This window comes from Variovorax sp. PBL-H6, from assembly GCF_901827155.1.
In the GTDB taxonomy this organism is placed as follows: domain Bacteria; phylum Pseudomonadota; class Gammaproteobacteria; order Burkholderiales; family Burkholderiaceae_C; genus Variovorax.
This window is the reverse complement of the sequence record NZ_LR594659.1, coordinates 1,780,000-1,798,537: the sequence shown is the minus strand read 5'-3', so window position 1 is coordinate 1,798,537 and position 18,538 is coordinate 1,780,000. Positions and strand designations below refer to the sequence as shown.

The following is an 18,538-nucleotide window of genomic DNA, read 5'->3' as shown; positions in this document are numbered from 1 at the left end:
GTGTTGATACAGGTCGGAGATGCACGTTGGTGGATTTGGATTTCACATGGGCAATCCCTTTCTCATGGCTGACGGAGGCGTCGGGGTCGCGCAGGCCGTGAGGCCTACTTCGATCCGCCGATGGCGCCACCGATGTTGATCACGTTGACCGCCGGCGGCGGGGCCCTGTAGGTGCCCTGGTAGAGCAGCATCGATTCGCGCGCCGAGACGCCGTCCATCCCCGTCACGGGATCCGCGGTCTTTCCCGCAGCAGGATTGATGGTCATATTCCGCTTGGCATCGCGGACGGCATCGCCGAAGCGTGCGTCGTAGTTCGGGGTGGTGCTCGAGCACCCCGCGACAAGGCAGAGCAGCAGGGTTGGGGCAAGCTTGTTCATGGTCTGTCCTTACTTGGGTTGGGGCGGCGGCGCATCGGCCGGCGGGGTGGAGCTCTCCAGGGCACCGTTGAGGATCAGCTCGGCGCGGCTCGGGGGAACGTGGTTGTCTGTCGGCAGGCGCGGCGACTCGGACAAGGGCTTGACCAACCGGGGCGTGATGACAAACAGCAGTTCGGTCTGATCGGTCTGGAATTCCGAGCTGCGCGCAAGGGCGCCGACCACCGGCACCTCGCCGAGTCCCGGAAAGCGCTTGATCGTCTCCGTCACGTTGTTCTTGATCAGCCCGGCGATCACGAAGCTCTGTCCGTCGTTGAGCTGCACCGTGGTGTCCGCGCGGCGCACCGTCAGCGAAGGCAGTACCGAGGTGACGCCATTGAGCGTGGTGAAGGGCGAGCCGACCTGCGACAGGTCCGACACTTCCGAAACCATCTTCAGATTGACGCGGCTGCCGTCCAGCACCGTGGGCGTGAACTTCACGCCGATGCCGAACTCCTTCTCTTCCAGCGTGATCGTCGGTGTGCCGCCGAGATTGGTCTGCGCAACCGGAATGAAGATCTTCCCGCCCGAAAGAAAGCTGGCTTGCTGGCCACTAATGGCCATGATGTTCGGCTCGGCCAGCACGCGCACCAGGCCGTCGTCCTTTTGCCCGTCGAGCGTGACGCGGGTTCGCCCGACGCGCAGCACGTCCAGCAGACCACCGCCATTGCTCAGGAAGTTGGAGAGCACCGTGTACTGGTTGATGCCCCCGCTGCTCGAGCGTGCAATGTTGAGGTTGGAGCCCAGCTTGTCGAGCAGGGTCTTGCTGACCTCGGCAATCTTGACCTCGAGCATCACCTGTTGGGGCGAGGCGACGCGAAGCATGTTGACGACCTTCTTGCCGTCTCCGAAAGAGGTCGCCAGGCTCATCACCTCGTCGAGCTTGACCGCATTGCTGACTTCACCCGTGAGGACGATGGCCTTCTCGGCGCCCCTGACCTTGATCCGCGTTTCTTCGGGCATCAAGTCGCTCAGTGCTGTCTGCAGTGCGCCCGAATCGATCGTGACGATGATGTCCTTGATGAAACAAGCCCCTTCCGCGTTCTGCAGCACCACGTTCATCGCGCCGGCCGACCTTCCCCTGAAGAACAGATCCGTCGGGCTGAGCAGCATGACTTCGATGTCCCCGACCCCATCGTTCGCGCCCGTGGGGGCCGGGGCGGGCAGCGCACCGGGCGGTGCGCCCGCGCCGGGCGAAGCAGCGGGTGCGGGCATCCGGCCGGCAGGCTGGCCGCTCAGGAGGATGCGAGCGACACGGGCCTGGAGCGGAATAACCACCGACTTGCCAAGCGTCACACGGGTCGGAACGCTGTCGGTGCTGACCGACGTGCAGCGCTTGGATGCACTCGAGGCCGGTGCTTGCTGGGCCTGGACCTGGGTCGCCATGGGCGCAACGACGGGCGATTCGACTGCGAAGGCTGCGCCGGCCGCCATCAGTGACGCGAGGCCTGCGAGACAGCATTTTTGTTTGTTCGAGTGCACGTGAACTCCTACTCGGATGATGTTGAGTTGCTCAGAAGCAGTTGAGCGACCGGGCCGAGTTCTGGATGATCTCGACGCACTGCACGACAGGGACGGTGGCCGGCCGGCCGAAGACCTTGGGCTTGGCCGGCGTGGCGGCAGGCATCGACACCGGGACCAGTTCCTTCTCACCGAAGAGTTGGCTCTTGGTGATACCGGCGGTCGCCACCTTCTCCTTGTCGATCTGGTTGCGCAGCACCAGCGAAAGGGTTCCGACGCTGCGTGCCAGGTCGAGCTTTTCGGAGTCCTCGAGCGAGAGCTCGAGCGTCACCGCGCTGACTACCTTCGGCTTGGTGTCATCGCGACCCGCTTCCTGCGCCACGGCGAGCACCAGCACGTGTTCGAGTACGGTCTTGCTGATCTGCTTGCCCTCGTCGCCCCTCGCCCTGTCCTGCTGCGCGTTGACCATCACGTCGACGTAGTTGCCGGGCAGTGCGAAGCCTGCTACGCCGACCACGTCGTTGACGCGCACCGTCATTGCCCGTTTGCCAGCGGCGATCACTGCAGACAGCCCACCCAGCATGCCGACGGGCGCCAGCTTGCCTTCGAGAACGGCCTCGCCGCGCAGCAAGCCCACCTTGGCGACGCGGTCCTGGAGATCCTTCGTTTCCTGGAAGGCGCCGTCTGGCACCGACCCACTCGGCCAATCGACTGTCGACAGCATCTGCGCATTGATCCGGCTGCCCAGCTCGATATCGACCAGCGCCACGACGACCTTGTTGGAAGCGATGCTTCCTTGCCGCGAAACCCACCCGGTCGCATACACCGCGGCGGCCAGGCCGGTCAGCAGCGCCAGAACCAAAAGACCCATTGCCTTGATATTTCTCATTTCGTTCCCCAATGAATTGACCGCGGAAGTTGACGCATCGGCCTAGGCGTAACCCAATTGCCGTCCGAGCACATAAGCAATCGTTCCGACGCTGATGCAAACGCCATAAGGAAGCTTTCCCACCGACCGGACTGCCTCGACTTCAACGTCCGGCCGAACGCCGACCATGGCCGACAGCACCATGCCGTGCACCACGTCCTTTGTGTTTCGCAGCATCCGTCGCAGCTTTCCCCTGAAAAGTCCAAATGCGAGTGCCGCCATTCCGCCGGCGATGAAAGTGAACAGGACCGCCTCCAGTGTTTCGTCGGCCCCCAGGAATGCGCCGACCATCGCCATCAGCTTCACATCGCCGGCGCCCATCACTCCCAGAACATAGGGCGGCAGCATGATCACGAAGCCGAGCAACAGTCCTCCCGACGCCATGAGGCAAGCCGAGCCAGGCGACGCGGCGATGACGGTCTTGTAGATCAGCGCGAAAGCGGCGCCGCCGAAGGTCAGCCAGTTGGGAATGCGGTAGGTGCGGTAGTCGGTGATGCCTGCAACGACCAGCAATGCGATGAGGACCGCGGTGCGCGGATCCAAGACCAGCATCGCAAGGAGCTCGAGCAGCGCGTGAAATTCCTGCATTTGCGACTTCTCTCTCGTCCGATTGACGGCGTTTCAGGAGCCCCGGCGACCGGGCCTCATGTGTATTTGTTCCAGGCCAAGAGCAGCAACATGCAGAAGACCAGCACCAGCGAGCCGACCAGGGCGCATTCCATGAAGGAGGCGCCTGCCTCGCTTGTCAGCAGCGCGAGCCCGATGGACGACAGTGATTCGCCGATTCGCATGCATCTCTCCAAGCCATTCCTCGGCACCCCATCCGCCGGACTGGCCGGCTGATGTCTTGCCTTGGGAATGACTCTAGAGATGCAAACAAAGGTCTACATGAGACCTACGTCCTGACTTGCGCAGGACAGACCGCCCGCAGCGGCAGGGCCGTCGGCATGACAAAAAGCCTACTTAAGTATTCAGCCCTGAGCAGTCGAGCAATGCGCAGCTCACCGCGGCGGGGCATCACGCGGCCGCGCGAGCCGGGGGCGCGTGATGGGAAGAAGGCGGGGGAGCAAGAGGGCGAGAGCGGCGCCCGTGAGCGACGCCCGCAGCCCGGTCAGGGCGCAGCCGCAGCGTGAGCGGATTCAGCGGATGCTGACGCGGAATTTTCGAGACGGATGCGATCCGGCAAGACCGCCGTCGGACTCTTCCAGCGTGGCGAGCAAGGTGGTGGACTCCCGCACCCGCTCGCTCATGCGCTCGTTCAAGGGCTTCCAGCCACGGTACATCGGCACCACGACCAGCCAGCCGATACCGATCACGCCACCCAGTGCGCCGATGTATTCCCAGTGCGTCAGTTCCATTGCGCGATCCCTCCAGTTCGTTCTTCCCGCCCGGATGTCGCCAGACGAGCGCGCGAGTGTGCCGCTTTCAGGCCGGTCGGACGAAGACTTTGGTCGTAGGCCGGGGTCTTTCGGCTTACAAAGCCGCAGATTTCGAGAAACTTTGCACAGTGGTTAACCCTCGCAGCACCTGGAGTTCTGGGGCGAGCCCGGTTGACACACCCCAGCGCGACCCCTACAGTTGTTCCAAATGTGCGAACACCGTCTCACTATTTAGAACGTCAGACCCAGGGTACCCCATTGGACTCCACGCTCGCCAAGGGCCTCGCCGCCCTCGAATGGATGGTGCGCCAGCAGCGCGACTGCCGCGTGACCGACCTGGCCCAGGCCTTCGGCATGGCGCGCAGCAATGCGCATCGCACGCTGCAGACACTGGTGGAGTGCGGCTGGGCGGTGCAGGACCCGGCGACCAGCGCCTACCGCCCGAGCCTGCGCCTGTTCGAGCTCGGCTCGCTGGTGGCCGAGGTGGCGGACATCGGCGTGCTGCTGCGCCCGCACCTCGCGGCGTTGGCGCAGGCCACGGGCGAGACCATCCACCTCGCGGCGCTCGACGGCGCCGAGATCGTCTACCTCGACAAGTTCGACAGCCCGCTGCCGGTGGCCGCCTACTCGCGCGTCGGCGGCCGGGCGGCGGCCTATTGCGTGGCTTCCGGCAAGGCATTGCTGGCCGCCGCGCAGCTCGACACGGCCGCGCTGCGCGCGCGTCTCGGCCCGCTGGCGGCGCACACGCCCAACAGCATCACCGACTTCGACATGCTCGACGCCGAGCTCGAGCGGATCCGCATTCGCGGCTACGCCGAGAACCACGAGGAATGGCGGCTCGGCGTCTGCGGGCTCGGCGCGCCGGTCTTCAACGCGCGGGGCGAAGCGATCGCCGCACTGGGCATGAGCGTGCCCTCGATCCGCTTCGCGCGCACCCAGGCACGCGGGCTCGCGGAGCAGGTCATGGCCTGCGCGCGCGATGCCAGCACCACGCTGGGCTACCGGGTCAACCCGGGGCCGATGACGACGACCACCCCAAAGAAAAGGAGACTGGAATGAATCGCTTCGCACCCTGGTTGCGCACTGCCGCCCTCACGGCGGCCGCGCTCGCAGCGCCCTTCGCCGCGCACGCACAAGGCAGCAACGGCAGCAACGGCAGCAACGGCACCGACTACCCGAACAAGCCCATCAAGTTCATCGTCCCCTACCCGCCCGGCGGCGGCACCGACGTGATCGCGCGCATCGTGCAGGAGCGCTTCCAGGCCCAGCTCGGCCAGCCGGTGCTCATCGACAACCGCGGCGGCGCGGCGGGCTCGATCGGGACCGACATTGCGGCCAAGTCCGCGCCCGACGGCTATACGGTGCTGTTCACGCTCTCCTCGCACACCATCAATCCCGCGATCTACACCAAGCTGCCCTTCGACACGCTGAAGGACTTCGAGCCGGTCGCGATGGTGGCCTCGCTGCCGCAGATCCTGGTGGCCAACAACAGCTTCCCGGCCAACAACGTGGCCGAGCTGGTGAAGGTGGCCAAGGCCAAGCCGGGCTCGCTCTCCTTCGCGACGGTGGGCAACGGCTCGCCGGGGCACCTGGCCGGCGAGCTGTTCAAGCTGCGCACCGGTACCGAGATGACGCACGTGCCCTACCGCGGAGGCGGGCCGGCCGTGACGGACGTGATGGGCGGGCAGGTTCCGCTGCTCTGGGTGTCCATTCCCGCGGCGGCACAGTTCGTGAAGGCGGGCAAGCTCAAGGCGCTCGCCGTCTCGACCACCAAGCGCAGCGCCGCCTTCCCCGATGTGCCGACCATGCAGGAAGCGGGCATCGCCGACTTCGACGTCGACTCCTGGTACGCCATGTTCGTGCCGTCGAAGACGCCCAAGGCTGCGATCGAGAAGCTCAACCGCGTGGTCAATGCGGTGGTGCGCGAGCCCGACATTCGCGACAAGCTGCTGGCCCAGGGCAGCGAAGGCGTGGGCGGCACGCCGGAGCAGCTCGGCAAGGTGGTGTCGACCGAGATGGTGCGCTGGAGCAAGCTCGCCAAGGAAGCCAGCATCAAAGTCGATTGATCAAGGGGGAACACAGCGGCCCGGCAAAGCCGGTTCCGCGGTGTTCCCCGGATGAGAAAGCTAACTACCTCAATGACGACCATGGAACATTCAGCATCACCCGAAGCCACCGGCCCGATCGCCGAACTCGTGGCCCGCGCGCGCGCGGCCCAGCGCATCTACGAGACCTGGTCGCAGGAACAGGTGGACATGGCGGTCGCCGCTGCGGGCTGGGCCATCATCGAGCCGAAACGCAACCGCGAGCTCGCGGAGCTGGCGGTGGCCGACACCGGCATCGGCAACGTGGAAGACAAGGTCGGCAAGAACCATCGCAAGACCTTCGGCCTGTTGCGCGACCTGCGCGGCGCGCGCTCCGTGGGCGTGATCTCCGAAGACCCGGCACGCGGCATCGTCGAGATCGCACGGCCGGTGGGCGTGGTGTGCGCCGTCACGCCCTCGACCAATCCCGGCGCCACGCCGGCCAACAAGATCATCAACGCCCTGAAGGGGCGCAACGCCGTGATCGTCGCGCCCTCTCCCAAGGGCTGGTCGACGGCCGAGCGGCTCATCGAATTCATCCACGCGCAGTTCGACCGCATCGGCGCGCCACGCGACCTGGTTCAACTGCTGCCCTCTCCCGTCACCAAGCAGGCCACGAGCGAGCTGATGCGCCTGTGCGACCTGGTGGTGGCCACCGGCTCCCAGGCCAACGTGCGCGCGGCGTACGCAAGCGGCACGCCGGCTTTCGGCGTGGGCGCCGGCAACGTGGCCAGCATCGTCGACGAGACGGCGGACACCGCGCTGGCGGCCGATCGCATCGTGCTGTCGAAGACCTTCGACAACGCGACCAGCTGCTCGTCCGAGAACAGCCTGATCGTCGTCGATGCCGTGCGCGCGCCCATGATTGCGGCCCTCGAGGCGCGCGGTGCGGTGATGCTCGACGCGGCGCAGAAGAACACGCTGCAATCGCTGATGTGGCCGGAGGGCAAGCTCTCGGCCGCAGTGATCGGCAAGTCGGCACGCGAGATCGCCCAGCGCGCCGCAGCGCAGGACGCGGCGGGCCGCGCCGGCTGGCTCGCCATTGCCGAGCGCCAACCGCGCATCCTCATGGTGGCCGAGGACGGCGTGGGCCACGACCATCCGTACTCGGGCGAGAAGCTGAGCCCCGTGCTCGCCGTCTACGCGGCAAAGGACTTCGACGAGGCCGCTGCCATCGTCGAACGCATCTACGCCTACGAGGGCGCGGGCCACTCGGTGGGGCTGCACAGCGCGGAGCCGGAGCGCGCAATGCGCCTGGGCCTGACGCTGAAGGTGTCGCGCGTGATCGTCGACCAGGCGCATTGCATCGCCACCGGCGGCAGCTTCAACAACGGGCTGCCCTTTTCGTTGTCGATGGGCTGCGGCACGTGGGGCAAGAACAACTTCTCCGACAACATGAACTACCGGCATTTCCTCAACATCACGCGCGTGTCGCGGCCCATCCCCGAGCGCGTGCCGAGCCAGGAGGAAATCTTCGGCGAATTCTTCGCCAGGCACGGTGCCGAGTGACAGCCACGACCGTTCGTGCCCTGATCGAGGCGCAGGCGGCGCGCCGGCCCGAGGCCGTCTATGCGTTGTCGACCGAGGGCGGCTCGCCACTGCACTACGCCGAGCTTGCGCGAGGATGCCGCAAGGTCGCGGCGGTGCTGCGCCAGCATGGCGTGAAGCCGGGCGACACCGTCTCGCTCGTCATGCCCAATGGCCTGCAGACTCTGCGCATGTTGCTGGGTGCGATGCATGCGGGGGTGTGCGTGAATCCGGTCAACCTGCTGTCGCAGCCGGAGCAGATGCGCTACGTGCTCGCCCATTCCGACTGTCGGCTGGTGTGCGTGTCGCCCGAGTGGGAAGAACGTGTGCGCGCCATGCTGCAGGACATCGAGCGGCCGGTGTCGCTGATGGTGGTCGAACCCGAGGCCGCGGCCCTGCCGGGCGAGGCCGAAGCCCCTGCCAGCGGCGACGACCCCGCACCGGCGCCCGAGGACCTGGCCCTGCTGATGTACACCTCGGGCACCACCGGCATGCCCAAGGGCGTGATGCTGAGCCAGCGCAACCTCGCGGCCAATGCGCAGGCCATCAGCGCCGAACATGGGCTGGGCCCGGCCGATCGCGTGCTCGCGGTGCTGCCGCTTTATCACATCAACGCCTTTGCCGTGACCATGCTGGCACCGCTCGCGCATGGCGGCAGCCTGGCGATGCCGCCGAAGTTCTCGGCCGGCCGCTTCTGGGAGCAGGCCGCGCAGGCCGGGTGCAGCTGGATCAACGTGGTGCCGACGATGATCTCCTACCTGCTCGAAGGCGCGCAGCCGCCTGCAACGCAGACTGCAGGCATCCGCTTCTGCCGCTCGGCCTCCGCCGCGCTGCCGCCTGAACACCATCGCGCCTTCGAGCAGATGTTCGGCATCGGCATCGTCGAGACCATGGGCCTGACCGAGACTGCAGCACCCTCCTTTTCCAACCCCATGGAGCCTGCGAAGCGCAAGCTGGGCTCGGTCGGCCGCGCCTCCGGGTGCGAGGCGCGGGTCATCGATCAGCAGCTCGCTGAGGTGCCCGACGGCGCCACCGGCGAACTCGCGATCCGGGGCCCCAACGTGATGCTCGGCTACTACAAGAACGACGAGGCCACGCGCGCCAGCTTCACGCCGGACGGATGGCTGCGCACCGGCGACCTCGGGCACCGCGATGCCGACGGCTTCTTCTTCGTCACGGGGCGCATCAAGGAACTGATCATCAAGGGGGGCGAGAACATCGCGCCGCGCGAGATCGACGAGGCGCTGCTCGCCCATCCTGCCGTGCGCGACGCCGCCGCTGTGGGCGTGCCCGACCGCCACTACGGGCAGGAGATCGGCGCCTGCGTGATCCTGCGCGAGGGCAGCACCTGCACCGAGGAGGATCTGCGCGCGTACTGCGTGGGCGCGCTCGGGCGCTACAAGGCGCCGGGGCACTATCGCTTCGTCGAGGAACTGCCGCGCGGGCCTTCGGGCAAGGTGCAGCGGCTCAAGCTGCTGCCGCTCTTCGACTAGAGCGCGCGGGCAGTTGTATTCCAGTGTGTTCGCCGCCTTGGCGATTACACGTCAGTTCAAAAGTCCGATCCGGTCGACACATCGTCGATACACGCGCGCGCTGCAATAGCGGCACCCGCTTCAAGGGCGGGAATGACGATCCACCGACCGATTCGACATCCATCCAAGCCATTTGAAGGAACTGACATGAACACCTCGAAGATCATCGCCGCAGCCGCTCTCTCGCTTTTCGCCGCCGCAGGCGCACAGGCCGAGACCTACCATGGCGTGCATGCGCCGGTCTCGGCCAGCAGCCGCGCCGACGTGCGCGCCCAGGCCGTGATCGCGGCACGCAGCGAGAACCCCTACGCGGAAGCCGTCTCGTCGCGCGTCATGCCCCTCATGACGGCCTCGATGGAGCGCGGCAGCGTGCGCAGCGAGGCCATCGCCGCCGCACACAGCGCCAACCCCTATGCCGAAGGCTATGGCCACGGCGTGGCGCAGCGGTCGGGCCGCAGCGTCGAGCGCGCCATGGTCCGCGCCGAGGCGCGCAGCGCTGCCCGCGGCGAGCGGTTGCCGCTGTAGGGCTGCTCAGCCCGCCGGATGTGCGGCCAGGAAATCCACCAGCGCCCGCACCGCCGGCAGCATGCCGCGCCTCGACGGGAAGACCGCCTGGACCTCGCTCTCGGCGCAGCCCCATTCAGGCAGCACGCGGACGAGCCGCCCGTCGCCCAGCTCTTCGCGGCACAGGATCTCGGGGAGCAGCACCACCCCCAAGCCCTCGAGCGCTGCACGCTTGAGCGCGAACATGTCGCCGCAGACCAGGCGCGGCGCATGCACCAGCTCGGCCGCTTCGGCATCGCGCCGCAGCAGCCACGCATGGCGCTCGCCTTCGGCCGGAAGCGAGAGCGTCGGCCAGGCCTCGAGTCCGGGCACGTCCGACGGCATGCCCCGCTCCCGCAGCAGCGCGGGGCTGGCCAGCAGCACGTCGTGCGTGCGGCCCAGCGGACGCACCACCAGGCTCGAATCGTCGAAGGGCGGGCGGCGCACGCGCAGCACCACATCCATCGGCTCCTCCAGCGGGTCGACGCGGCGGTTGCTCACCGTGAGCAGGAGCCGCACCCGGGGATGCGCCTTCATGAAGGCGGGCAGCAGAGGCGTCAGCCAGAACTGCGCGAGCGTGAGGGGGCAGCTCACGCGCAGCACGCCCTGTGGCTGCGCCACCGCCTCCTGGATCAATTCATGCGCCGACTCGCTCAGAGCCAGGATCGCCTGGCAGCGTTCGTAGAAGCGCTCGCCCACCGAGGTCAGCACCAGCCGACGTGAACTGCGCTGCAGCAGCCGAACGCCCAGCCGCTCTTCGAGCAGCGTGATGCGCCGGCTCAGGCGCGACTTGGGCACCCCCAGCTGCCGGCTCGCAGCCGAGAAGCCCTGGTGCTCGACCACCTTGGCGAAGAACACCAGGTCATTGAGGTCTTCCATGTCTTCGGTGTCTCCTTGTGCCCGCGATGATCGCCGGCCCCGCGTTCTCCCAGTGGAACGTTGCGTTCACTGCGGCCCGATTGTCTGCGGATCGTTCCATCCACATCATCGAAGCATCGGATTCGATGGAGACAATGAATGAAGCTGGCCACCTTTCGCCATCAGGGCGCGCTGAAGTACGGCGCGGTCGAGGGGGACGATGTCGTCGACCTCTCGGCCCTGCCCGGCGCGCCGGCGGACTTGCGCGAACTGCTGGAGCGGAGCGCCCCAGGCCTCGCCTGGGTTCGACAGGCAGCGCGGCTGGGCCGGCGGCTGCCGCTGGCGGAAGTGCAGCTGTGCGCGCCCGTGCCGGCGCCGCGCAAGTTCCTGGGTCTCGGCGGCAACTACGCCTCGCATCTGGAGGAAGCGGCCCGGCTCGGGCTCACGCGTCCTGCGGGCCAGGTCTGGTTCAACAAGCAGGTCTCGTGCGTCGCCGGTCCGTACGACCCGGTGCACAAGCCCCGGGTCTCCGATCAGCTCGACTACGAAGGCGAGTTGGGGGTCGTGATCGGGCAGCGCTGCCGCCATGTGCGCGCCGAAGAAGCCGACGCGGTGATCGCCGGCTACGTGGTGGTCAACGACCTGAGCGTGCGCGACTGGCAGTTGCGCGCACCCACCCACACGCTGGGCAAGTCCTTCGACACCCACGGCCCCTTCGGCCCCTGGCTGGTGACGCGCGACGAGATCGCCGATCCGCATGCGCTTCGCCTGCGTACCTGGGTCAACGGCGAATTGCGGCAGGACGGCAGCACCGGCGAGATGCTCCACCGCATCGGCGAAATGATCGCAGAGCTCACGACCGCCTTCACGCTGGAACCCGGCGACGTCCTGTCCACCGGCAGTCCGGCTGGCTGCGGCGGACTGATGTCTCCGCCGCGGTACCTGCGCATCGGCGACTTGGTGCGCGTGGAGATCGAATCGATCGGCGCGATCGAGAACCGCGTCATTCCCGAACCTGATGGAGACAAGACATGAATGCACCGAGACGACTGCCCGACGCGCAAGCCGCACCCATTCGCCCCGTGAAGCTGGCCCACGTGGTGCTGCGTGTGTCGCAGCTCGAACGCTCGCGGGCCTGGTACCTGAAGGTGCTGGAAGCCACGCCGGCCTTCGAGAACGAGGGGTTGTGCTTCCTCACCTATGACGACGAGCACCATCGCATCGGGCTGATCGCCCGACCCGAGCTCGGGCATGGCGGGGACGCGCACACGGGGCTGGAGCACGTGGCCTTCACGTACGCCTCACTGGGCGAACTGCTCGCCACCTACCGACGGCTGCGCGCGCACGATATCCAGCCCTACTGGACCATCAACCACGGGCCCACGGTCTCGCTCTATTACAAGGACCCCGACGGCCACCGCCTGGAGCTGCAGTACGACGTGTTCGAGCGCGCCGAGGAACTGGAGGCCTTCTTCGCGGGCGGCGCCTACGCACGGAACTTCATGGGGATCGTGTTCGATCCCGAGGAGATGATTGCCCGCTTCGAGGCCGGTGAGCCCCTGTCCGTGATCACGGCACGGCGCCCGCTGCGCGAGGGCGAGACGCCCTGGACCATGTTCATGCCCTGAGCGATCGAGCACGCGCGCGGCTGCCGATCCGCGACAGCCGGCCCCACGAAAGAGCCCGGCGCCGGCCTACATCTTCGAATCGATGATGTTGAGCTGCTCGCCCAGCGACCGGTAGAGCTGGTAGTGCTTGCGCACGAAGTCGCGCGTCTCCTCCGGCGGGCGAACGAAGGGAATCGAGCCGGTCTGCTCGGTCGCGGCGATCCAGGCCGGGTCCGCGGCGATGGTCTTGAGCGCACCGGCGAGCCGGTCGCGCACATCGGCCGGCAGCTTCGGCGGGCCGTAGACCGCGCTCCATCCCACGATGCCCTCCATCTCGGCATAGCCCAGCTCGCGCGCGGTCGGCACCTCGGGCATGGAGGCCATGCGCTCCGGGCTGGTGACCATCAGCGCCCGCAGCGCGCCGCTCTTGATCAGCGCGATGAAGGACCCCAGGCTGCCGCAGGCGAATTCGGTCTGGCCGGCGACCAGCGACATCGAGGCCTCGCCCGTGCCCTTGTACGGGATCTGGGTCGGCGTCTGATCCGTCAGCTTGAGAATCCTGAACAGCTGCCGCGGCCCCATGTCGTTCGTGGTGAGCACGCCGGCCGTGCCGTAGTTCATGCCCTTGCCCTTGGTGCGCATCGCCCCGACCAGGTCGTCGAAGGTCTTGTAGGGCGACTTGGCGTTGACGATGCAGCCGTAGGGATTGAGCTCCAGCGTGCCGATGAAGGTGTAGTCGTCCCACTTGTACTTGGTCGTCGACGGCATGATGGCCGGCAGGATGGCCTGCGAGCCGGTGCGTGCCAGCAGCAGGGTGTAGCCGTCGGGCGGCGCGGCGATGACCTGGGCCGACCCGATCACGCCGCTGGCGCCGGTCTTGTTCATGACGACCACGGCCTGGCCCAGCGCGCGCTGCGCGGCGGCCGCGAAGTTGCGCGCCGCGAGATCGGCATCGCCGCCTGCGCTGTAGGGCGCGATGACGGTGACTGGGCGGTTCGGATAGGGGTCCTGCGCGAGGGCCTGGCTGCCCCCGAGCAGCAGCGCCGCCGCCGCGGCAGCGGTGCCGGCGCCCTGGATGAGTCGTGAAGTGATGCGCATGCCTGAGTCTCCTTGTCGTTAGAAATCCAATGACGGCCGGTGGCGGGTTCAGCCCCCGGCCTCGCTGCCCGTGCGCTGCTCGCGCAGGACCATCACGCAGTCCACGGCCACGGGTCCGTCGGGGCCGACCAGCACCGGGTTGAGGTCGAGCTCGGCCAGCCGCGGCTGCATCGCCGCGGCCCAGCGCGACAGGCCCGCCAGCATCTGCGCGATGGCGCCGCGGTCGACTGCCTTCTGGCCACGCACGCCGTCGAGCAACGCGCCCATGCGCAGCTCGCCCAGCATCTGCTGCGCCTCGCACGCATCGAAGGGTGCACGGCGGAAGGCGACGTCCTTGAGCACTTCAACCAGCACGCCGCCGGTGCCGACCATCACCACCATGCCGAACACGGGATCGCGCTGCACGCCGACCACCAGCTCGACATGGCCCTGCGCCATGCCCTGCACCACCACGCCGTGCAGCCGCGCGGCCGGCTCGGCCGACGCTGCACGCTGCATCAAGGTGGCGAAGCCGTTGCGCACGGCCGCGTCGTCGTCGAGCTTGAGCAGCACGCCGCCGACCTCGGTCTTGTGGGTGATGTCCGGCGATTCGATCTTCAGCGCCACGGGGCCGCCCGCCGCGCGCCACAGCGCTACAGCCTGCTCCTCGTCATGCGCCAGCGCGACCGGTGCCATGGGCACGCCGGCCGCATGCAGCCATTCGGTGGCCTGCACGGTCGGCTGCACGCCGTCGCGCACGTCCGCGGGCAACGCCGGCATCGCAGCCGGCTGAAGGGCCTGCCTTCGGGCGGCGCGCTGCCGGAAGGCGTTCCAGCGCGCGAGCGCAGCGGCCGCCTCGACCGCGCGTTCGCCGGCGGTATAGACCACGATGCCCAGCGCGCGCAACCGCTGCAGCGCCTCCGTGGGCGCCGCCACCCAGCAGACGAAGAAGGGCTTGTCGGTACGGGCCTGGATCTCGCCGAAGATGCGCACCAGCGTGTCGACGTGGGCGGTCATCAGCTGCAGCCAGACGATGCCGACGTGCACGCCCGGGTCGTCCATCAGCGCCACCACCGATTCGCGCAGCAGCGCCGGGCGGGCCACGAACTGGCCGGTCACGTCGACCGGATTGCCCATCGCGCCGAAGGCCGGCATCACCTCGGCCAGCCGCGACCGCGTCGCCGCAGCGAGCTCGGGGACGGCAAGCCCCATTTCCTCGGCGCGGTCCGCCATCATCACGCCGGCGCCGCCCGATTGGGTAGCAATGCCGAGGCCGTTGCCGGCGGCCATGCGCGGCTGGCTCAGCGCCTCGAGCATGTCGAGCATCTGCTCCTCGTTGCGCGCGCGCAGCACGCCGTACTGGCGGATCACGGCGTCGAACACCGCATCTTCCACTGCCAGCGCGCCGGTGTGCGAAGCGGCGGCGCGCGCGCCAGAGGCCATCCTCCCGACCTTGGTCAGCACCAGCGGCTTGCCCAGCTCATGGCAGCGCTGCGCCAGGCGCACGAGCGAGGCGCCATCCTCCAGGCCCTCGAGGTAGCCGGCGGCGACGCGGATGCGCGGGTCCTCGATGACGCTCGCCATCAGCTCGCTGAAGCCGAGGTCGGCCTCGTTGCCGGTGTTGATGAAGTAGCCCAGCCCCAGGCCGCGCTGGCGCACCAGCGCGGCGATGGCGGTGCCGAAGGCGCCCGACTGGGTGACGAAGGCGATCGGCCCCGGGCCGGTCTCGCCGTCGGCGTACTGGCTGAAGGTGGCGTAGACCTTGTCGAAGGCGTTGATGAAGCCCAGGCAGTTGGGCCCGCACAGCACCACGCCGCATTCGCGCGCGCGCTGCGCCAGCGCCTCTTCCATGGCGCGGCCCTCGGCGCCCATCTCGCCGAAGCCGGAGCTGAAGATCACCGCGGCGCGGATGCCGCGGCGCCCCAGCGCCTCGACGGAGGCGAGCACCTCGGCGGCCGGTACGGCGACGATGGCCAGGTCCGCGGCCTCGGGCAGGCTGTCGATGTCCGCGTAGCAGGGCACGCCCCCGATCTCGCGGTACTTGGGGTTGACGGGCAGGATGCGGCCGGCATAGCCCTTCTCGAGCAGGTGCTTGAGCGGGCGGCCATTGATCTTGCCGAAGTCTGCCGAGGCGCCGATCACGGCGATCGATCGCGGGTTGATCAGGCGTTTCACGACCTCGGCGCGGTCCAGGTTCGAAGGAGTCATGGGCTGAAGGATCGGTCGGTTGGGTTCAGTTGGCGAAGGCCGAGATGCCCGTCTGGGCGCGGCCCAGCACCAGCGCGTGGATGTCGTGGGTGCCCTCGAGCGTGTTGACGGTCTCGAGGTTGAGCACGTGGCGGATCACGTGATATTCGTCGGAAATGCCGTTGCCGCCGTGCACGTCGCGCGCGGCGCGCGCGATGTCCAGCGCCTTGCCCGCGCAATTGCGCTTGAGCAGCGACACCATCTCCGGGCTGGCACGGCCCTGGTCGCGCAGCCGGCTCAGGTGCAGGCAGGCGTGCAGGCCGAGCACGATCTCGGTCTGCATGTCGGCCAGCTTCTTCTGCACCAGCTGGTTGGCCGCCAGCGGCCGGCCGAACTGCTTGCGGTCCAGCGCGTACTGCCGGGCCGCATGCCAGCAGAACTCGGCCGCGCCCAGCGCACCCCAGCAGATGCCGAAGCGGGCGTTGTTCAGGCAGGCGAAGGGCGCGCCGATGCCGGTGGCGCCGGGCAGGCGCTGCGACTCGGGCACGAAGACATCGTCCATCATGATCTGGCCCGTGGGCGAAGCGCGCACCGAGAACTTGCCCTCGATCTTGCTCGTGGCGAGGCCCTTCATGCCGCGCTCGAGGATGAAGCCGCCCACGCGCCCGCTGTCGTCCTTGGCCCAGACGACCATCAGGTCCGCGATCGGCGCATGCGTGATCCACGTCTTGGTGCCCGACAGGAGATAGCCGCCGTCGACCTTGCGCGCCCGGCTGTTCATGCTCCCGGGGTCGGAGCCGTGGTCCGGCTCGGTGAGGCCGAAGCAGCCCAGCTTGTCGGCACGGGCCATGGCCGGCAGGTAGCGCTCGCGCTGCTCCTGGCTGCCGAACAGGTAGATGGGTGTCATGCTGAGCGTGGTCTGCACGCCGAGCGCGGAACGGAAGCAGGTGTCGACCCGCTCGAACTCGCGCGCAATCAGCCCGTAGCCCACGTAGCTGATGCCGGCACAGCCGAAGCCCTCGATGGTCGCGCCGAGGAAGCCGAGCTCGGCCATCTCGCGCATCACGCCGACGTCGAAGGTCTCGTGCCGGTGCGCATCGCGGATGCGCGGCATGAGCTGCCCCTGCGCATAGTCGCGGGCGGCGTCGCGGATCATGATCTCCTCGGGCGTCAGCAGGTCGTCGAGGCGCAGCGCATCCTTCCAGTCGAAGGGCACGTCGCGCATCGCGGCCTTGCGCAAGGTCTGCGCGTCGGGAACGTCGTGCGCCATGTTCAGCGCTCCCCCACCGTGCCTTCGGGCAGCGGCCGGAAGCGCGGGATGCCGGCCTCCTCGCCGATGGCCTGGAAATGCGCCTCGACGCGCATGCCGATGCTCACCTCGCCGGGCGCGCAGTCGGTGAGCTGGCCGTACATGCGGGCGCCGTCGTCCAGGTCGATCAGGCACATCACGACCGGCAGCTCGGCTTCCCAGCCGGGATAGTTCATCGCGACCGAGCGCGACACGGTGTGCGAGTACACGGTGCCGAAAGGCCGCGCCTCGGTCCAGTCCAGCTCGCGGCTGCCGCATTCGATGCACCAGGGCTTGGGATGGAAGTTGAAGGTCGCACAGCGGCGGCACTTCTGCAGCATGAGCCGGCCCTCCTTGGCGCCGGCCCAGAACGGCCGCGTGAGGTCGGTGATGGTCGGCTGCGGCTTGTCCGCGTAGAGGTCTGCCATGTTCAGGGCTCCGTTCCGAGAATGAGGGAAATGCAGCTGCGGCCGGGCCGCCCGTAGGGAATGCCGCCGAAGCCGCAGGCGATGCCGATGTGCGCATCGCGCACCTGCCGGTCGCCGGCCTCGCCGCGCAGCTGCGTGACCGCCTCGACCAGCGGCATGAAGCCGCCGATGGCACCGCCGGGCTGGCCGCCCGAGAGCTGCCCGCCATCGGTGGACATCGGGAAGTCGCCGTCGAAGCGCAGGTCGTGCTCCTCGACGAAGCGGCCGCCCTCGCCCTTCCGGCAGAAACCGTGGTCCTCGATGGTCATCATCGAGATGAAGGGATAGTCGTCGTAGGGCTGGAGGAAGTCGATGTCCTTGTGCGTCACGCCTGCACGCTGCATGGCGAGCGGCGCGGCCACCGCATAGCCGGTGGTGGTGATGTCCGGCAGCGTGCGCGAGCCATGGTAGTAGTTGTTCGCCTCGCCCGCGCCCAGCAGATAGACCGGCCGGTCGGTGAGCGTGCGGGCGGTCTCGGCCGAGGTCACGATGTAGGCCAGGCCGCCGTTGACGATGGGCACGCAGTCCAGCAGGCGAATCGGATCGGACAGCACGCGCGACTTCATGTAGTCGTCGAGCGTGAAGGGCTGGCGATAGATGGCGCCGGGATGCAGCGACGCGTGGAAGCGGTTGTTCACCGCGATCTTGCCGAGCTGCTCTGCCTTCAGCGCGTACTGGTGCTGGTAGCGCGTCTGCACCAGCGCGAACTGCGCACTCGCCCCCATCACGCCGAAGGGCCCCTGGAAGTCCCAGTACACGCCGCGCGTGCGCTCCGGCGACAGCGGAAGGCCCGGTGCCAGCGAGGGAATGTTGAGCGGCGTGTCGGCGCCGACCACCATCACCCGGTCGACGATGCCGGCGCGGATCATCGCGGCCGCGCGGATCAGCAGCGACGCCGCCGACGCACCACCCTGGTCCCCGCGCAGCAGCACCTGCGGGCTGATGCCCAGGTTCTCGGCCACCGCAGCCGACCAGTTGACGGTGTGGGCAACCTCGGCATGCGAGACCCCCAGGCCCTGGCCGTCGAAGTCGTTCTTGGACATGCCGGCCTTCTGAAGGGCGAGGTCGGCCGCCCACGCGATGTATTCGTCCACGGTAAGCACCGGCTCGCCCGGCTTGGCGCGGCTATAGGGCGTTCGCCCATAGCCGACGATGGCAACGTCTGCACGCATGAAGTCTTTTCCTTT

Annotated in this window: 19 protein-coding genes; 7 read left to right on the top strand and 12 right to left on the bottom strand. The window is 68.0% G+C overall.

Annotated features, from left to right (window positions below):
* Positions 1 to 104 precede the first annotated feature (104 nt).
* From G3W89_RS08580 to G3W89_RS08560, 6 genes are all read right to left on the bottom strand, one after another.
* Positions 105 to 377, bottom strand: a complete 273-nt coding sequence (locus G3W89_RS08580) for a hypothetical protein (RefSeq protein ID WP_162573679.1) — start codon at positions 375 to 377, stop codon at positions 105 to 107.
* A 9-nt stretch (positions 378 to 386) separates the two neighbouring features.
* The gene (locus G3W89_RS08575; RefSeq protein ID WP_162577395.1) at positions 387 to 1,847 is read right to left on the bottom strand and encodes a type II and III secretion system protein family protein; all 1,461 of its coding nucleotides are present in this window, start codon (positions 1,845 to 1,847) and stop codon (positions 387 to 389) included.
* A gap of 79 nt (positions 1,848 to 1,926) precedes the next feature.
* Entirely contained in the window at positions 1,927 to 2,763 is an 837-nt protein-coding gene (gene cpaB / locus G3W89_RS08570) for a Flp pilus assembly protein CpaB (RefSeq protein ID WP_162573678.1), read from the bottom strand.
* A gap of 42 nt (positions 2,764 to 2,805) precedes the next feature.
* On the bottom strand, positions 2,806 to 3,390 hold the full coding sequence (locus G3W89_RS08565) for an A24 family peptidase (RefSeq protein ID WP_162573677.1): 585 nt from the start codon (positions 3,388 to 3,390) through the stop codon (positions 2,806 to 2,808).
* Between the two features lie 56 nt (positions 3,391 to 3,446).
* Entirely contained in the window at positions 3,447 to 3,593 is a 147-nt protein-coding gene (locus G3W89_RS32940; protein WP_174258245.1) for a hypothetical protein, read from the bottom strand.
* A 348-nt stretch (positions 3,594 to 3,941) separates the two neighbouring features.
* Complete coding sequence (locus G3W89_RS08560) at positions 3,942 to 4,160, bottom strand: hypothetical protein (protein ID WP_162573676.1); 219 nt, start codon at positions 4,158 to 4,160, stop codon at positions 3,942 to 3,944.
* Positions 4,161 to 4,439: 279 nt separating this feature from the next.
* Here G3W89_RS08560 and G3W89_RS08555 point away from each other — a divergent pair, with 279 nt between their 5' ends.
* The 5 genes from G3W89_RS08555 (at position 4,440) to G3W89_RS08535 (ending at position 9,849) form a co-directional block, all read left to right on the top strand.
* Entirely contained in the window at positions 4,440 to 5,240 is an 801-nt protein-coding gene (locus tag G3W89_RS08555) for an IclR family transcriptional regulator (RefSeq protein WP_162573675.1), read from the top strand.
* On the top strand, positions 5,237 to 6,247 hold the full coding sequence (locus G3W89_RS08550) for a tripartite tricarboxylate transporter substrate binding protein (protein ID WP_162573674.1): 1,011 nt from the start codon (positions 5,237 to 5,239) through the stop codon (positions 6,245 to 6,247). Before G3W89_RS08555 ends, G3W89_RS08550 begins: the two co-directional genes overlap by 4 nt.
* Positions 6,248 to 6,328: 81 nt before the next feature.
* Positions 6,329 to 7,774, top strand: a complete 1,446-nt coding sequence (gene sauS, locus G3W89_RS08545) for an acylating sulfoacetaldehyde dehydrogenase (RefSeq protein WP_162573673.1) — start codon at positions 6,329 to 6,331, stop codon at positions 7,772 to 7,774.
* The gene (locus G3W89_RS08540; protein ID WP_162573672.1) at positions 7,771 to 9,285 is read left to right on the top strand and encodes an AMP-binding protein; all 1,515 of its coding nucleotides are present in this window, start codon (positions 7,771 to 7,773) and stop codon (positions 9,283 to 9,285) included. The genes sauS and G3W89_RS08540 overlap by 4 nt, the downstream gene beginning before the upstream one ends.
* Positions 9,286 to 9,471: 186 nt before the next feature.
* On the top strand, positions 9,472 to 9,849 hold the full coding sequence (locus tag G3W89_RS08535; protein ID WP_162573671.1) for a helicase SNF2: 378 nt from the start codon (positions 9,472 to 9,474) through the stop codon (positions 9,847 to 9,849).
* A 6-nt stretch (positions 9,850 to 9,855) separates the two neighbouring features.
* Here the strand turns inward: G3W89_RS08535 and G3W89_RS08530 are convergent, their stop codons facing one another.
* Complete coding sequence (locus G3W89_RS08530) at positions 9,856 to 10,746, bottom strand: LysR substrate-binding domain-containing protein (RefSeq protein ID WP_162573670.1); 891 nt, start codon at positions 10,744 to 10,746, stop codon at positions 9,856 to 9,858.
* A 138-nt stretch (positions 10,747 to 10,884) separates the two neighbouring features.
* Here G3W89_RS08530 and G3W89_RS08525 point away from each other — a divergent pair, with 138 nt between their 5' ends.
* Both G3W89_RS08525 and G3W89_RS08520 read left to right on the top strand, forming a co-directional pair.
* Positions 10,885 to 11,760, top strand: coding sequence for a fumarylacetoacetate hydrolase family protein (locus G3W89_RS08525; RefSeq protein ID WP_162573669.1), 876 nt, complete (start codon positions 10,885 to 10,887; stop codon positions 11,758 to 11,760).
* Positions 11,757 to 12,353, top strand: a complete 597-nt coding sequence (locus tag G3W89_RS08520; RefSeq protein WP_162573668.1) for a VOC family protein — start codon at positions 11,757 to 11,759, stop codon at positions 12,351 to 12,353. The genes G3W89_RS08525 and G3W89_RS08520 overlap by 4 nt, the downstream gene beginning before the upstream one ends.
* Positions 12,354 to 12,419: 66 nt before the next feature.
* Here the strand turns inward: G3W89_RS08520 and G3W89_RS08515 are convergent, their stop codons facing one another.
* From G3W89_RS08515 to G3W89_RS08495, 5 genes are read right to left on the bottom strand one after another with little or no spacing between them, the layout of a single operon-like run.
* Positions 12,420 to 13,430, bottom strand: a complete 1,011-nt coding sequence (locus G3W89_RS08515) for a Bug family tripartite tricarboxylate transporter substrate binding protein (RefSeq protein WP_162573667.1) — start codon at positions 13,428 to 13,430, stop codon at positions 12,420 to 12,422.
* Positions 13,431 to 13,478: 48 nt separating this feature from the next.
* Entirely contained in the window at positions 13,479 to 15,617 is a 2,139-nt protein-coding gene (locus G3W89_RS08510; protein ID WP_162573666.1) for an acetate--CoA ligase family protein, read from the bottom strand.
* 25 nt (positions 15,618 to 15,642) lie between these two features.
* Positions 15,643 to 16,821 (bottom strand): acyl-CoA dehydrogenase, encoded by a 1,179-nt coding sequence (locus G3W89_RS08505; protein WP_162577394.1) that lies wholly within the window; start codon positions 16,819 to 16,821, stop codon positions 15,643 to 15,645.
* A gap of 47 nt (positions 16,822 to 16,868) precedes the next feature.
* A complete protein-coding gene (locus G3W89_RS08500; protein ID WP_162573665.1) occupies positions 16,869 to 17,312 on the bottom strand; it encodes a Zn-ribbon domain-containing OB-fold protein in 444 nt (147 codons plus the stop codon).
* 2 nt (positions 17,313 to 17,314) lie between these two features.
* On the bottom strand, positions 17,315 to 18,523 hold the full coding sequence (locus G3W89_RS08495) for a thiolase family protein (protein ID WP_162573664.1): 1,209 nt from the start codon (positions 18,521 to 18,523) through the stop codon (positions 17,315 to 17,317).
* Positions 18,524 to 18,538: the final 15 nt, after the last annotated feature.